Origin of the sequence: Lactococcus taiwanensis, assembly GCF_014905395.1 — a bacterium.
Lineage (GTDB): Bacteria > Bacillota > Bacilli > Lactobacillales > Streptococcaceae > Lactococcus > Lactococcus taiwanensis.
The window spans coordinates 212,877-226,259 of sequence record NZ_BNDT01000002.1; the positions used below are offsets into that span (position 1 = coordinate 212,877).

At 38.9% G+C, this 13,383-nt stretch carries 13 protein-coding genes and 1 riboswitch; of the genes, 6 read left to right on the forward strand and 7 right to left on the reverse strand.

The genetic code is table 11. The annotated features are described in order from the left end of the window. Window positions 1-19: 19 nt before the first annotated feature. From JKP71_RS03340 to JKP71_RS03350, 3 genes are all read right to left on the reverse strand, one after another. Window positions 20-1,213, reverse strand: coding sequence for an MFS transporter (locus tag JKP71_RS03340; protein ID WP_200407033.1), 1,194 nt, complete (start codon window positions 1,211-1,213; stop codon window positions 20-22). A gap of 451 nt (window positions 1,214-1,664) precedes the next feature. Continuing rightward, window positions 1,665-2,126, reverse strand: coding sequence for a MarR family transcriptional regulator (locus JKP71_RS03345; RefSeq protein ID WP_200407034.1), 462 nt, complete (start codon window positions 2,124-2,126; stop codon window positions 1,665-1,667). Continuing rightward, window positions 2,119-3,402, reverse strand: coding sequence for a cation diffusion facilitator family transporter (locus JKP71_RS03350; RefSeq protein ID WP_200407035.1), 1,284 nt, complete (start codon window positions 3,400-3,402; stop codon window positions 2,119-2,121). The genes JKP71_RS03345 and JKP71_RS03350 overlap by 8 nt, the downstream gene beginning before the upstream one ends. A 156-nt stretch (window positions 3,403-3,558) precedes the next feature. Between JKP71_RS03350 and JKP71_RS03355 the strand changes: the two genes are divergently transcribed. From JKP71_RS03355 to JKP71_RS03375, 5 genes are all read left to right on the forward strand, one after another. Next, a complete protein-coding gene (locus tag JKP71_RS03355; protein ID WP_075524863.1) occupies window positions 3,559-3,900 on the forward strand; it encodes a PadR family transcriptional regulator in 342 nt (113 codons plus the stop codon). A gap of 295 nt (window positions 3,901-4,195) precedes the next feature. Then, window positions 4,196-5,917 (forward strand): ABC transporter ATP-binding protein, encoded by a 1,722-nt coding sequence (locus JKP71_RS03360; protein ID WP_155724348.1) that lies wholly within the window; start codon window positions 4,196-4,198, stop codon window positions 5,915-5,917. 3 nt (window positions 5,918-5,920) lie between these two features. After that, window positions 5,921-7,915 carry a multidrug efflux ABC transporter LmrCD subunit D gene (gene lmrD, locus JKP71_RS03365; RefSeq protein ID WP_200407036.1) on the forward strand — a complete coding sequence of 665 codons (1,995 nt, stop codon included), beginning with the start codon at window positions 5,921-5,923 and terminating at the stop codon, window positions 7,913-7,915. Window positions 7,916-8,089: 174 nt separating this feature from the next. Further along, window positions 8,090-9,355: a UDP-N-acetylglucosamine 1-carboxyvinyltransferase gene (gene murA / locus JKP71_RS03370; protein WP_200407037.1), complete on the forward strand. Its 1,266-nt coding sequence runs from the start codon at window positions 8,090-8,092 to the stop codon at window positions 9,353-9,355. A 45-nt stretch (window positions 9,356-9,400) separates the two neighbouring features. Continuing rightward, a complete protein-coding gene (locus JKP71_RS03375; RefSeq protein ID WP_003131683.1) occupies window positions 9,401-9,619 on the forward strand; it encodes a YdbC family protein in 219 nt (72 codons plus the stop codon). A 37-nt stretch (window positions 9,620-9,656) separates the two neighbouring features. Here JKP71_RS03375 and JKP71_RS03380 read toward each other — a convergent pair whose 3' ends face one another. From JKP71_RS03380 to thiT, 4 genes are all read right to left on the reverse strand, one after another. Continuing rightward, on the reverse strand, window positions 9,657-10,013 hold the full coding sequence (locus JKP71_RS03380; RefSeq protein ID WP_200407038.1) for a DUF3397 domain-containing protein: 357 nt from the start codon (window positions 10,011-10,013) through the stop codon (window positions 9,657-9,659). A 23-nt stretch (window positions 10,014-10,036) separates the two neighbouring features. Next, a complete protein-coding gene (locus JKP71_RS03385; RefSeq protein ID WP_075524855.1) occupies window positions 10,037-10,585 on the reverse strand; it encodes a biotin transporter BioY in 549 nt (182 codons plus the stop codon). 101 nt (window positions 10,586-10,686) lie between these two features. Continuing rightward, window positions 10,687-11,163, reverse strand: coding sequence for an aminoacyl-tRNA deacylase (locus tag JKP71_RS03390; protein ID WP_200407039.1), 477 nt, complete (start codon window positions 11,161-11,163; stop codon window positions 10,687-10,689). Between the two features lie 100 nt (window positions 11,164-11,263). Next, on the reverse strand, window positions 11,264-11,806 hold the full coding sequence (gene thiT, locus JKP71_RS03395; protein WP_075524854.1) for an energy-coupled thiamine transporter ThiT: 543 nt from the start codon (window positions 11,804-11,806) through the stop codon (window positions 11,264-11,266). A 47-nt stretch (window positions 11,807-11,853) separates the two neighbouring features. After that, a riboswitch (TPP riboswitch) is annotated at window positions 11,854-11,953 on the reverse strand. 548 nt (window positions 11,954-12,501) lie between these two features. On the opposite strand from thiT, the gene JKP71_RS03400 reads away from it, so the two are divergent. Then, window positions 12,502-13,362 carry a MetQ/NlpA family ABC transporter substrate-binding protein gene (locus tag JKP71_RS03400; RefSeq protein ID WP_075524853.1) on the forward strand — a complete coding sequence of 287 codons (861 nt, stop codon included), beginning with the start codon at window positions 12,502-12,504 and terminating at the stop codon, window positions 13,360-13,362. Window positions 13,363-13,383: the final 21 nt, after the last annotated feature.

Sequence of the window (13,383 nt, forward strand, 5' to 3'; positions counted from 1 at the left end):
TTAAAGGTGATTTTTTTATTCATTTTGAATCTGACTTTGGTTTTGACAGCACAAGTAGAGCGATCATTAGAAAGATAAATCCCATGAGTGCTGGAGCGAAATGACCAAGGCTAATATAGATTTGTCCACCAATTAAAGGGCCTATCACGCGAGTAAGTGCTTGAAGGGCTTGACTTCCACCTTGAAGTTTACCTTGTTCGGAAGAAGTCGCTGATTTTGAAAGTTTACCATTAAAGGCAGTTCCAAAAATACTATCTCCAAAAGCAAAGATAAACATTGCTAGAATGAAGAAGGGCCACATTTTAGAAAAAGCAGAAAGTGCGAAAAGGAAGTAACCAATGATTTCGCAGACTAGTGCCAAACGGATGAGTTTATCTTCATTAGCTAATTTTAGAAGTCTTGGCATGATAAAGATTTGAGTCAAGATATCCATTAAACCCATAATGGAGATGGCTAGGCCAATTAATACAGGCGTCCAAGCAAAAGAATCTAATGAAAATTGACTAATAATTGCTTGGAGTGCACCATTTGGTAGCCAAAGTAAGAGTCCGGCAAAGAGCAGACGGTTGAGATTTTTCATGCGTAAGAGCTGAAAAAGTTGAGTGAAAGGATTGAGTTGTTTAAGGGAAAAATTACGTGTCCGATGAGTTTCAGGCAAGCTCTCATTCATTACAAATGCACCGTAAAGAAGATTGGCGATTGAGATGAGAGCACCGAAGTAAAAGGGCACTGAATTGCCAAAATGAGCCAGAAGTCCTCCAACTGTTGGGCCAGAAATTGTTCCAACACCAACGGCGGCGGCTGTCCAACCAAAAACTTTCGTTCGATTTTCTTCATCAGTAATATCAGCGAAGTAAGCAAAGAGAGTCACGATATTTCCACCAGTTAAACCATCAATGATTCGTCCGAGAAAAAGCATCCAGAGACTACCCGCTAAGCCAAAGATAAGATAACCTAGAGCAGAGCCAGCTAAGGAAAAGAGTAAGATAGGTTTACGACCAAAGCGGTCTGATAAAGAACCGAGAGCAGGAGCGGCGAAGAAAGTACAGAGGGCATAGATCGCCATTAAACTCGTGACGATGAGTGCTTGGTCATGAGCATTAGCAAAAGGTGCGACCATAAAAGGAACGACTGGTGAGATGATTGTAAAACCAAGACCTGTCAGGAAAGTGGTGATAAGCCCAAAGGTGAGGGCGTGTTTATTAATTTTCATAGGTAAAACCTCCATAAGATATGACCCCGACTGTGTTGAACTGATGAAATTTAGAAAAATTGGTGGTTCTGCCCAACGGGTAGGTTCCCAATTTTGTCTAATTTCATTCACTTCAAGGAGGGCGAATGAAATTAAAGTAAGATGAGAAGAGCGCTCGAACAGAAGTTTTGAAAAATTGAAAAATCTTTGGTTCTTCCTAGCAGGCAGGTTCAAAATTTTGTCTTTTTCATAAACTTCTAGCGCTCTGAACTCAATTACAATAATTGATAATGATTTCTTAGGAAGTTTTTTGCGCAGACTTGCGTCTGCTAAAGTGAAATCTATAGACTTTGTGATTTCACTTTTGTACACAGTTTCCTCGGAAACAAAAATAGTATATCGCAATATTGTTTCTTTGTCAACAAAAAATAAATAAAAAAAGCAGTCAGTAAAAATTAATTTACTGACCGGCTTATTTTTCGATGTTTTTTCGGATAGAAGAATCAAGATGCTTATTATATTTATTGAGAAATTCTAAAATGTTACTGACCGCTTCGTCAGTAAGTTCGTCAAAGATCACTTGATCATTTTCTGCAAATTTTTGGTGGAGTGCCTCGTGACGAGCGTTAATGCTTTTACCTTTTGACGTCAGTTGAAAATAAATTTCTTTTTTATTATCTGGAAGTTGGTAACGCGCGATGTAGCCTTTATCCAATAATTTTTTGGTAATTTTGCTGGCTGCGCCCCGTGTCATATAAAGATGGTCGGCAAGGCGGGTCACATTCGGCTGCGCATTATTAGCAATATATTCTATTGCTTCAATTTCTGAAAGAGAAATGTCAGTAAATTCAGCCTCCATTTGCGGACGATAATGGGCTTCGATTTTATTGAAGAGGTTGGTTAAGCTACTCATGATGCGTTCTTGGTTAGTCATCGGCTCCCTCCGTAACTTTTTTTGTAGTCTGACGATAGAGACAACGCCAATAGTCATTACGACGCCAAATACTTGTGACCACAAAGTCTTGCTCATTTTGCCAATAATCGTAAGTTAATATGAAGGTTTTTTTACTGACTTGATAACTTTTATAATTACTGATGGATAATGGGGTTACTGACCGCTCTGTCAGTAAGTCCTGCGGATTTTTTTCGGATTGAAGCACTTGCTCAGCGGATAAGTCCAGACCGCTTAACTTTTCCAAAGCTTCCAAGTATTGACCATCAGCTAGTATTTCTTGAAAATTCTTGTCCGTTAATCGGTCAAGATTGCGATGATTAAGCAGCTGTTCTTCTTTTGCCAGTAATTCTAAGGCACGACTGGCGTAATGCTCTTCTTCGGGTAAGGCAGCTGGTTCGACGTGGACATCAACATCATAGACCCCAAAACCATCAATTAACATATTTTCAATGAATTCGGTGGCTTCATGGCTTTCATATACGCTCAAGTCTGGCGACATTTCAACCACAACATCAAGAAAAACATTGCTGCCATAAGTACGTCCGCGGACCATTTTTACGCCCTTGACTTTCGGGACGAGATTAATGGCTTCTTTATATTCTTCTACGAGGGTTTCGTCAAAGCCATCAGACAAACTAAACACAGACTCATGAAAAATGTCATAGGCAGTCTTGAGAATAAAACCGCAAATGATAACGGCCATCAGTGTATCCAACCATTCCCAGCCGATGCTGCTTGCCACGATTGCAATCGCCGTTCCAATCGAAGTGACTGCATCCGATAGATTATCCTTGCTTGCCGCAGAAAGAGCTTGTGAATTTGTTTTTTTAGCAAGCTCACGATTGTAGAGGTAAACCGCAAGCATAATCACTGCTGAAATAAGTCCCACAATCGCGCCAAGCGGATCAATGGGGTGATTTTCACCAGAGAGAATAGTCATTACCGTCTCGCGTAACACTTCAAAGCCCACAAAGAACATGATAAAACTAGAGATTAAGCTAGCGATAGATTCAATTTTCCAGTGGCCATATACATGATCACTATCTGCTGGAATACGAGCGATACGTAAACCAATCAGAATAGCGATATTGCCGAGAATATCGGTCAAATTATTGAAACCGTTGGCTTGTAAAGCACTTGAATGAACAATCGTTGCAAAGGCAATCTGCCCAACAGAGAGGATAATATAAGCAATAATAGAGACCCAAACTCCCTTCTCAGCGAGTTTTAGGTTCTGTGTACTTGAAGCAGTCATCGTATTCCTCCAGAATTTTTCATCCCTATATTATAACATTTTTAAAAGCTAAAAAATTATAAAAAAAAAGAATATACATAAATAAAACCAGTACCTTGACTTACACAGTAATATGAAGTAAAATGTAAACTGTGAAAAAAGAAGAAAGGAGAGCGGATGGCAGAAATACCGAAAGAAATGTTACGGGCTCAAACCAATGTTATTTTGTTAAATGTTTTAAAGCAAGGTGATAATTATGTATATGGCATTATTAAACAAGTGCGCGAAGCTTCAAACGGTGAGTTAGAACTTAATGAAGCTACTTTGTATACGATTTTTAAACGTCTTGAAAAAGAGGGGATTATCAGTTCCTATTGGGGAGATGAAAGTCAAGGCGGTCGGAGAAAGTATTACCGCTTGACGGAAATAGGTCATGAAAATATGCAACGTGCTTTCGAATCTTGGGCAAGAGTAGATCAAATTATTGAAAACATTGAGAAATCTAATAAGCTCAAATAAAGAATAAAGGATTGCCCACGCCTAGGCATTAAATCGGATAAAAATAACGCTAATAATCGTTGACAATCGGTTCAAAAAGCGCTAAACTAACCTTTGTTAGTTTGAGTTTTGAAAAACTAATCATATTAATTAACAGGGTTAACATCTAGCGCTTGTTTACTAAAAAAAATAATGTTATAATGATTTGCTTTAAAAATTTCCACGGTCTACTTCAGGACCTGAAATTTAAATCATTTCAAGTAAATGTATTGTTGCATTTCCAAAAGAAAGGAATTTTATGATCTTCAAATCAATCATGAAGCATAAGTGGGTTGCACTTTTTTCAATTCTTTCAACCTTCATTTATGCTGGAGTACAGCTGTATCAGCCCCAAATCATGAAACATATCATGACCGTAATGTCCTCTACCACTTCGACACGCCACCAAATGGCAGATAAAGTCCAAGGGTACGGCATTGAACTTCTTATCGTCGCTGGGATCGGAATTATTTTTGCGATTGCAAGTACTTTGAGTGCCGCACGTATCGCTCAAGAAATCGGTGCCGATGTTCGGGAAGCGACCTACAAAAAAATTAATACTTTTTCATACGAAAATATCGAACAATTCAATGCCGGGAATCTTGTTGTTCGGATGACCAACGACGTGACACAAGTTCAAAACTTGATGATGATGGTTTTCCAAATCTTGATGCGTATCCCTGTTTTACTTATTGGGGCAGTGGTACTTTCTATTACGACGATGCCGAAATTATGGTGGATTACTGTTCTTTTAATTGTATTGATTGTTTTGGTTACAGCCGTTTTGATGGGCCGCATGGGTCCTCACTTTATGGCTTTCCAAAAGTTGATGGACCGTATCAATGCCATCGCTAAACAAAACTTGCGCGGTGCTCGTGTGGTTAAATCTTTCGTGCAAGAGAAAAATCAAATGGAAGATTTTGATAAGACCTCAGATGAGCTTTATGGTCATAACTGGGCAGTTGGGAAACTTTTCTCAGCGATGATTCCTCTTTTTACCGTTATCGCACAAGGTGCTATTTGGTTAGCCATCTATTTCGTTTCTACCTATGTAACTGATTCTCCAACAGTTGCGCAAGATAGTATTGGTGGGATTGCGACATTCATGACTTACATGGGAATGATCATGTTTGCTATTATCATGGGTGGTATGATTTCAATGTTTGCTTCACGTGGTATGGTCTCTATTGGACGTATTAATGAAGTATTAAATACTGACCCTGCTATGAAATTTGACGAAAACGCCAAAGATGAAGTACTCACAGGCTCTGTCAAGTTTGAACATGTATCATTTGCTTACCCACATGATGAAGAAGCTACTTTGAAAGACATTAGCTTTGAAATTGAACCAGGTCAAATGGTTGGTATTGTTGGAGCGACTGGTGCTGGTAAATCTACATTGGCACAATTGATTCCAAGACTCTTTGACCCCACAGAAGGTACTGTTTCAGTTGGTGGAAAAGATCTTAAAACAGTTAGTCGTGGCACATTGAAGAAAAATATTTCTATCGTTCTTCAAAAAGCCATCCTTTTCTCAGGAACAATTGCTGGAAATATCAAACAAGGGAAAGCGGATGCTACTGATGAAGAAATGAATCGCGCTGCACGCATTGCCCAAGCCGCAGAATTTATTACAACTAAAGAAGGTCAATATGATTCTGAAGTTGAAGAACGCGGAAATAACTTCTCAGGTGGTCAAAAGCAAAGACTTTCAATCACACGTGGAGTTGTTAAAAATCCAAATGTCTTAATTTTAGATGACTCAACATCAGCTTTGGATGCTAAATCTGAAAAATTAGTTCAAGAGGCTTTGGATAAAGAACTTAAAGATACAACAACAATTATTATTGCTCAAAAGATTTCATCAGTTGTCCATGCGGATAACATCCTCGTGCTTGACCAAGGAAAATTGGTAGGGCAAGGAACTCACCAAGAATTGGTTGAAAATAACACGGTCTACCAAGAAATCTACGCCACACAGAAAGCACAGGAGGACTAAGACATGGAGAATACTAAAACCACAAAGAAAATGTCTGACACCACACGTGCCATTCGCTTTTTCTACCTCTATCTCAGAAAATACAAACTCCAATTCCTTGTCATTATGATTTTTATCATTTTGGCAACTTGGTTACAAGTTGTAGCCCCTTCCCTTTTGGGAGATGCCATCACTAATTTGACTAAATATGTGACTGATTTCTTCACACATCAGCATGCTGGTCAATCCCAAGATGCACTACAACAAATTGCTCAACAATTAAGCCAACAAATGCACCAAACAGTAGATTGGCACAATGTTCCTGAAGTTGTGAAATCTTTGCCACAAGCAGCACAAAATCAAATTACAGCGAACCTTCCTAAAGGAACAACTTTAGAAACACTTAAAACAGTGGCAACTTCACATGCAGCCAGCACTTCTACATTCATGAAAGGAATGTGGCAATTGCTTGCAGTGTATGTAGCAACAGGTGTATCAATGTTGATTTATACCTTGCTCTTTAGCCGTATCGTTGCTCATTCAACAAATCGCATGCGTAAAGGTTTGTTTGGTAAACTTGAACGTTTGACAATTTCATATTTTGACCGTCATCAAGATGGTGATATCCTTGCTCGTTTCACATCTGACTTGGATAACATTCAAAATACTTTAAACCAAGCACTCGTTTCAGTTATTTCAAATGCTGCGGTCTTTGTGGGTGTCATTATCCAGATCTTCAATAAAGATGTGACATTCGCTTGGTTGACAGTTGCCGCTTCTCCAGTTGCCATTTTATCTGCTGTTATTATCATTCGTCAATCGAAAAAAGCAACAGACAAACAACAAGAAGAAGTTTCACAACTTAATGCCTATATGGATGAAAAAATATCTGGGCAAAAAGCGATTATCGTCGAAGGATTGCAAGAAGATTCTATCAACGGCTTCTTGAGTCATAACGAAAATGTTAAAAAACGTACCTTTGCTGCCCAAGCATGGTCTGGTATGATTTTCCCATTGATGAATGGTTTCCAACTTTTGTCAATCGCGATTGTTATTTTTGGTGGTACAGCTTATGTCCTTAATGATGACAAAATGTCTATTGCAACAGGTTTAGGACTTTTGGTTGCCTTTGTTCAATATGTTCAAAGTTACTATAACCCAATCATGCAAGTTTCTTCAAACTTTGGTCAACTTCAGTTGGCCATCACAGGGGCTACTCGCTTGAATGTCATGTTTGATGAGCCCGAAGAAGTTCGCCCTGAAAATGGTGTGAAATTTGAAGCCATTAAAGAAGGGGTTCAAATTGAAAATCTAGACTTTGAATATTTACCAGGCAAACCTGTCTTGCGCAATGTTAATATTGATGTTAAACAAGGACAAATGGTGGCACTTGTAGGTCCAACCGGATCAGGTAAGACAACCGTGATGAACTTAATGAACCGCTTCTATGATGTTAATGGCGGAGCAATCAAGTTTGATGGAACTGATATTCGCGCGTTCGATTTGGATAGCCTTCGCTCAAACGTCGGGATTGTTTTGCAAGAATCTGTTCTCTTTGATGGAACGATTGCGGATAATATCAAGTTTGGTAAGCCAGATGCTACCCAAGAAGAGATTGAAACAGTAGCGAAGACCACACACATTCATGAATTCATCGAAAGCTTGCCAGACGGCTATAATACGCATGTCTCAGATGATGAATCAGTCTTCTCAGTTGGTCAAAAACAACAAATTTCTATCGCACGGACGATTTTGACAAATCCAGAACTTTTGATTTTGGATGAAGCAACTTCAAATGTCGATACGGTTACTGAGCAACAAATTCAGTGGGCGATGGAAGCTGCTATCGCAGGCCGGACTTCATTTGTTATTGCTCACCGCTTGAAAACAATTCTTAATGCCGATAAGATTGTTGTCCTTAAAGATGGTGAAGTGATTGAAGAAGGAAATCACCATGAACTTGTCGCACAAGGTGGCTTCTACTCTGAGCTTTATCATAATCAATTTGTTTTTGAATAAATAGGATCATCTATTAATAAAGATTTAATAACCCACAACTAAAATTTTTGGTTGTGGGTTTTCTTTGGGTAAAAAAGTCTAGGAAAAACACATATAAAATGTTAAAATAGATGTCGGTTCTTAAAATGTAACTTTTTTAAGATTAAGAAAAGATGAAAAGCGATTTAATATACGATGAAAAAAATAGTCATAAATGGTGGCAAGCGGATTTCGGGGACTATCCCAATCTCCGGCGCGAAAAATTCAGTGGTTGCATTAATTCCTGCGACCATCTTAGCTAATGATATTGTGACACTAGAGGGTGTACCAGATATTTCTGATGTTGCAAGTTTAGTTGAAATTATGGAAATCATGGGAGCAAAAATTGAACGTAATTTTGAAGAAGGACGACTTGTGATTGACACACGTAGCGTGGTATCTCGTCCACTTCCTTACGGGAAAATTAACTCTTTACGTGCTTCTTATTATTTCAATGGGGCTCTTTTAGGACGCTTTGGACAAGCAACAGTTGGTCTTCCAGGCGGCTGTGACTTAGGACCACGTCCTACAGACTTACATGATAAAGCCTTTAAAGCTTTGGGGGCTAGGAAGATTCAAGAAGAAGAAGCAGAGCATTTGGAAGTAGTCGGAGACTCACTGATTGGGACGACAATCTACATGGATGTCGTTTCAGTAGGGGCGACAATTAATACCATGCTTGCTGCGAGTCGTGCTAAAGGAGTGACTATCATTGAGAATGCTGCTCGCGAACCTGAAATTATTGATGTTGCGACTTTGCTCAATAATATGGGTGCTCAGGTCCGTGGAGCGGGTACAGATATTATCCGAATTACAGGGACAGAGGAAATGCACGGTGCTCGGCATACAGTCATTCCAGATCGGATTGAAGCGGGGACTTATTTGGCTTTAGCTGCTGCAATAGGTGATGGTGTAGTTATTGAAAATGTGATTTACGAACATTTGGAATCTTTTATTGCAAAACTTGAAGAAATGGGTGTTCGCTTGACTATTCGTCAAGATAGTATTGAAGTGCACAAATCTGAAAACTTAAAAGCTGTAAATATCACGTCGGTTCCATATCCTGGTTTTGCAACTGACTTGCAACAACCAATCACCCCTCTTTTATTGCAAACAAAAGGCCGGGGCTGGATTGTTGATACAATATATGAAAAACGAGTAAATCATGTCCCTGAACTTGCACGAATGGGTGCAGATATTTCCGTGCTAGATGATCGAATTCTCTATGAAGCACCTAATGAGTTAACTGGTGCGTGCGTTAAAGCAACTGATTTACGTGCCGGGGCTGCTTTGGTTACAGCAGGCGCAATTGCTAAAGGAACGACACAAATTTCTAACATTGAATTTATCTTGCGGGGTTATGATCATATCATCGAAAAATTGACTGCTGTTGGGGTAGATATTCAATTGATTGAAGCGTGACAAAAGCGAATAAAAATCGTATAACTTAAAGAGAGAGGAAAGTAGATGGCTGATAAGTTAAAATTTGAAATCATTGAAGAACTGATTGTTCTTTCTGAAAATGCAAAAGGTTGGCGTAAAGAATTAAATCGAGTTTCTTGGAATGATGCCGAACCAAAATACGATATTCGAACTTGGTCACCTGATCATGAGAAAATGGGTAAAGGAATTACTTTATCTGAAGAAGAATTTGGCGTTCTCTTAAAAGAATTAGGAAATAAATAAAGAAAAAAACCCTGAGATTTCAGGGCTTTTTTTATCCTCAATGGGTAAATGTTATCACAATTAATAGAAGATAAATAATCAAAGTGATAAAGAAAGTTAAGCGCCACCAGAGTTTTAAAAAGCGCCGATAACTGAAACGTTTATAATAGAATAAATCAAGTAGTAGAAGGACTAAAGCTAAGCCAGATATAATGAGGAGGTAATAGGGAAGGATGCTAATACTTGTGATATTTTTGGAAAAAATTTGCATACCAAAAATCAAAAAAAGGGTGAAGACATCGGGGATTTTTAGTTTGCGATTGGTCAGATGACGAAGTCTAAAAAATTTAAAAATAAAGACTAAAGCGATGAAAACAAGAAGAGGGTAAAGCGCAATCAGGACTTTTATAAACATAGCTTAATTGTAACGGTTTTGCCTTAGTTTGTAAAGTATTTGTTTGTGTGAGAGAGGGCGTTAACAAGGGCTAAACCAAAGCTCGTCACTAGAATGGCTTTGAGGATTTCTACAGGTAAAAAGGCGATGAAACCAGTTTGAAAAGCGACAGGCCAAGAGAGTTGCGCAGCTACCTTTAACCAAATTGCTCCAAGGATCAGCATAAGGCTATGGCCGAGAATATTTATCGTAAACGAGAGTAAAGGTCGATAGTTCACTTTGTGAAGCGCCCAAGAAATAAGGGTGCCAACTAAGAGGAAGGCAACCAAGAAACCTCCCGTAGGGCCAAAGAGTACACCAATACCAGAGCTTCCTCCGGTAAAAACAGGAATACCAATGCAACCCATAATAAGATAAAGTAAAACGGCGAGGAAAGTTTCGCGAGCTTTAAGAACAGTAGCCACTAGTCCAATTGCAAGGGTTTGAAGAGTGACGGGCACGATTCCGATAGGAATGGAGAGAGGAGAGAGTGCAGCAATGATAGCAGCCCCAATTGCGATCATTGTGAGTGATGAGAGATTAGAATTTTTCATTTCAGTATCCTTTGTTTTATAGATAAAATAAAATATACTAAAAAAGTGAGTATTTTGCAAATTGAAAGGCGTAAAAAAAGCCTAGGGCTTTTTTATTAGAATTATTCACGGAGTTCAGCAAACTGGGCATGGACAAAATCTGCGAGGACTTGAGGCGCTATCTTGATGCTACGTCCAAGTTCTCCAGCAGAACAGATAATATAGTCCTGCTCCAAGGCGATCGTGTCAAGATAGATGGGGAATTTTTTATTTTGCCAAATTCCAACGGGATTGTTGGCACCATGAATGTAACCCGTTGTTTTTTGTAAATCTTTTTGGGGAATCATGCTTACTTTTTTATTTCCAGAAATTTTGGCTAATTTTTTTTCAGAAAGATGTTCAGTTAAGGGTAAAACCCCGATGATTGGGCCTGTCTTGTCTCCTATGAGCGCTAATGTTTTGTAAATGTCGCTCCGTGTCACACCCTCTGGTAGAGTTTTTGACTCTAAAGCATTAATCGCTAGTCCTGTGTGTTCGATTTTTGCTTTATCCAGTATTTGTTCAACTAAAGTTTTTTTTAATTTTTGCTTTTTTGCCATAACTGTATTATAGCGCATGTCTAAAAAAACAACAATTTTTAGTGTGGCAGCTGATAAGGAAAAAAAGTAAGTGAAAGGTTGCTGACCCGTCTGTCAGTAATTATCTGATGGACAATAATTGAGGAAATTTTTTGACGAAAAGAGTGAGAATAATGCAGGCTGCTACTGCTGTCAAAATGCCACTGATTCCATTAACTGCAAGCGAATAGGCGACAGCACCCCAACCTTTCCACGCGTATTGACTCCAAAAGATAATTCCAGCAAGAAAATGAAAGAAGTATTTGGCAAGAACGGCTATAAATACCCCACTAAGAAGAGGAAAAAGCTGAAGGGATTGCGCTTTTGGCCGAAAAAGTCCAGCTAAGCCTAGGGAAAGAGGCGCTACAAGGTATTCTAGACCAGCTTGACTGAGAGTGAGGATGTAAGCATGACCGGTAATCATTGCTAAAATCCCCCAGACTAGCCCGCCGATAACCCCAGCGAGAAAACCACGACGTAAGCTCAAGATGAGTATAGGGATACAGGCAATCTCGATAATGATCCAGCCGTAAACGGTATTTGGAATAAGGCTGATGATGAAGGCGAGTGCCGCCATGAAGGCAATTTCCGTTAATAAACGGACATTGAACTTAGAATTAGACATAAAAAAAGCTCCTTTTTGATGCGCACAAAAGGAGGGTTAGAAATTAGACGTTTGTCTTAACACATTCCTACGCTGGCATTACCCAGATCAGGTCAGATGGTATTTCTCGCTACTGACAGCTCTGTCAGTAGACCCATTGTGCAAATATTTATTTTTTACAATTACTAGTTTAGCATAAATACTTAGGAAAAGCAGTCAATTAATTTGTAAGAAAAAATTGAACCTTAAAAAATATTTAAGGAGACATAAAAAAATGGTAATTCGAATGCGGTCAACTTTTTGTTAAAATTACTTCATAGACAAATTCAGACAGCAAAACGCGGTCAAGTAAGTAATGGTGGAAGTTAGCACAGAGAGCTTGTGGAGGTGAGAGCAAGCCTAACGGAAACCAGGAAAATGGCTTGATAGACGCAGTGAAAGTAAGGTTATACTGAGCTTTCAACGGAGTGGTTCACGTTATTGAACTTGAAAGTAGCCTTTGGTTGAGGCGCTTCTTTTTGAACAATTGTCAAGAAGCAGACTTTGCCAAAGCGCTTGAATCAAGAATGGTACCACGATTTAGCTCGTTTCTTATTAAAGAACGGGCTATTTTTGTTTTACTGAGTTGTCGAGTCCAGCCTGAGTGTGCACGCTTAGGCTGGATGAGTTATTATTGTTATCAAATAAAAGGGAAAAGAAGAATAAGGGAGAACCAAATGAATCCAAGAAATCGAAATATTTTAATCGCTGTCGTTGTCGTTGTTATCGTTGCTGTTGCTGCATTCTTTGGACTGACACACAAATCAGGACAAACAGCCGCAGCTGATAAAACGGTCAATATCGGGATTATGACAGGGACTAAAGAAGATGATACCATCTGGAATACGGTGGCTAAAACGGCGAAAGATAAGTACAATATTACTCTCAAATTTACGCATTTCACTGACTACACACAGCCTAACACTGCTCTAAAAAATGGAGATGTAGACTTAAATGCTTTCCAACATTACGCTTTCTTGAATGCTTGGAATAAAGCAAATAAAGGGAATTTACAAGCCATCGGAAATACCGTTATCTCTCCAATTCGCATTTATTCTAAAAAAATAACTTCTTTAAATGAGATTAAGGATGGCGACACCATTGCGGTACCCAATGATGCTTCTAATGAAAGTCGTGCGCTGTATGTTTTAAAAAATGCAGGATTGATTGGGCTTGATGTTTCAGGAGACAGTTTAGCAACTGTAAAAGACATTAATTCTAATCCTAAAAATCTTGTGATTAAAGAATTGGATGCTGCACAAACACCACGTGCACTTGATTCAGTAGCAGCAGCAGTCATTAATGATGATTTTGCTACGACAGCGAAATTGACGTCAAAACAAGCCATTTTCACTGAGCCTGTGAATAAAGATAGTAAGCAATGGATTAATATCATTGTGGCAAATAAAAAAGATGTGGATAACAAACTTTACAAGGATGTAGTGAAAGCTTATCAAACTGAAGCAACTAAAAAAGCGATTGAAAAAGCTTACCCAGATAAAAGTAAAATTGCAGCTTGGGGTCTCGATCTCGACTAAACACAAGCGCTCCTCACTGAC

What these genes read in the sequence shown, in the direction of transcription:
- JKP71_RS03340 (WP_200407033.1), bottom strand. Translation starts at nt 1,213, where the DNA reads ATGAAAATTAATAAACACGCCCTCACCTTTGGGCTTATCACCACTTTC.
- JKP71_RS03345 (WP_200407034.1), bottom strand. Translation starts at nt 2,126, where the DNA reads ATGACTAACCAAGAACGCATCATGAGTAGCTTAACCAACCTCTTCAAT.
- JKP71_RS03350 (WP_200407035.1), bottom strand. Translation starts at nt 3,402, where the DNA reads ATGACTGCTTCAAGTACACAGAACCTAAAACTCGCTGAGAAGGGAGTT.
- JKP71_RS03355 (WP_075524863.1), top strand. Translation starts at nt 3,559, where the DNA reads ATGGCAGAAATACCGAAAGAAATGTTACGGGCTCAAACCAATGTTATT.
- JKP71_RS03360 (WP_155724348.1), top strand. Translation starts at nt 4,196, where the DNA reads ATGAAGCATAAGTGGGTTGCACTTTTTTCAATTCTTTCAACCTTCATT.
- lmrD (WP_200407036.1), top strand. Translation starts at nt 5,921, where the DNA reads ATGGAGAATACTAAAACCACAAAGAAAATGTCTGACACCACACGTGCC.
- murA (WP_200407037.1), top strand. Translation starts at nt 8,090, where the DNA reads ATGAAAAAAATAGTCATAAATGGTGGCAAGCGGATTTCGGGGACTATC.
- JKP71_RS03375 (WP_003131683.1), top strand. Translation starts at nt 9,401, where the DNA reads ATGGCTGATAAGTTAAAATTTGAAATCATTGAAGAACTGATTGTTCTT.
- JKP71_RS03380 (WP_200407038.1), bottom strand. Translation starts at nt 10,013, where the DNA reads ATGTTTATAAAAGTCCTGATTGCGCTTTACCCTCTTCTTGTTTTCATC.
- JKP71_RS03385 (WP_075524855.1), bottom strand. Translation starts at nt 10,585, where the DNA reads ATGAAAAATTCTAATCTCTCATCACTCACAATGATCGCAATTGGGGCT.
- JKP71_RS03390 (WP_200407039.1), bottom strand. Translation starts at nt 11,163, where the DNA reads ATGGCAAAAAAGCAAAAATTAAAAAAAACTTTAGTTGAACAAATACTG.
- thiT (WP_075524854.1), bottom strand. Translation starts at nt 11,806, where the DNA reads ATGTCTAATTCTAAGTTCAATGTCCGTTTATTAACGGAAATTGCCTTC.
- JKP71_RS03400 (WP_075524853.1), top strand. Translation starts at nt 12,502, where the DNA reads ATGAATCCAAGAAATCGAAATATTTTAATCGCTGTCGTTGTCGTTGTT.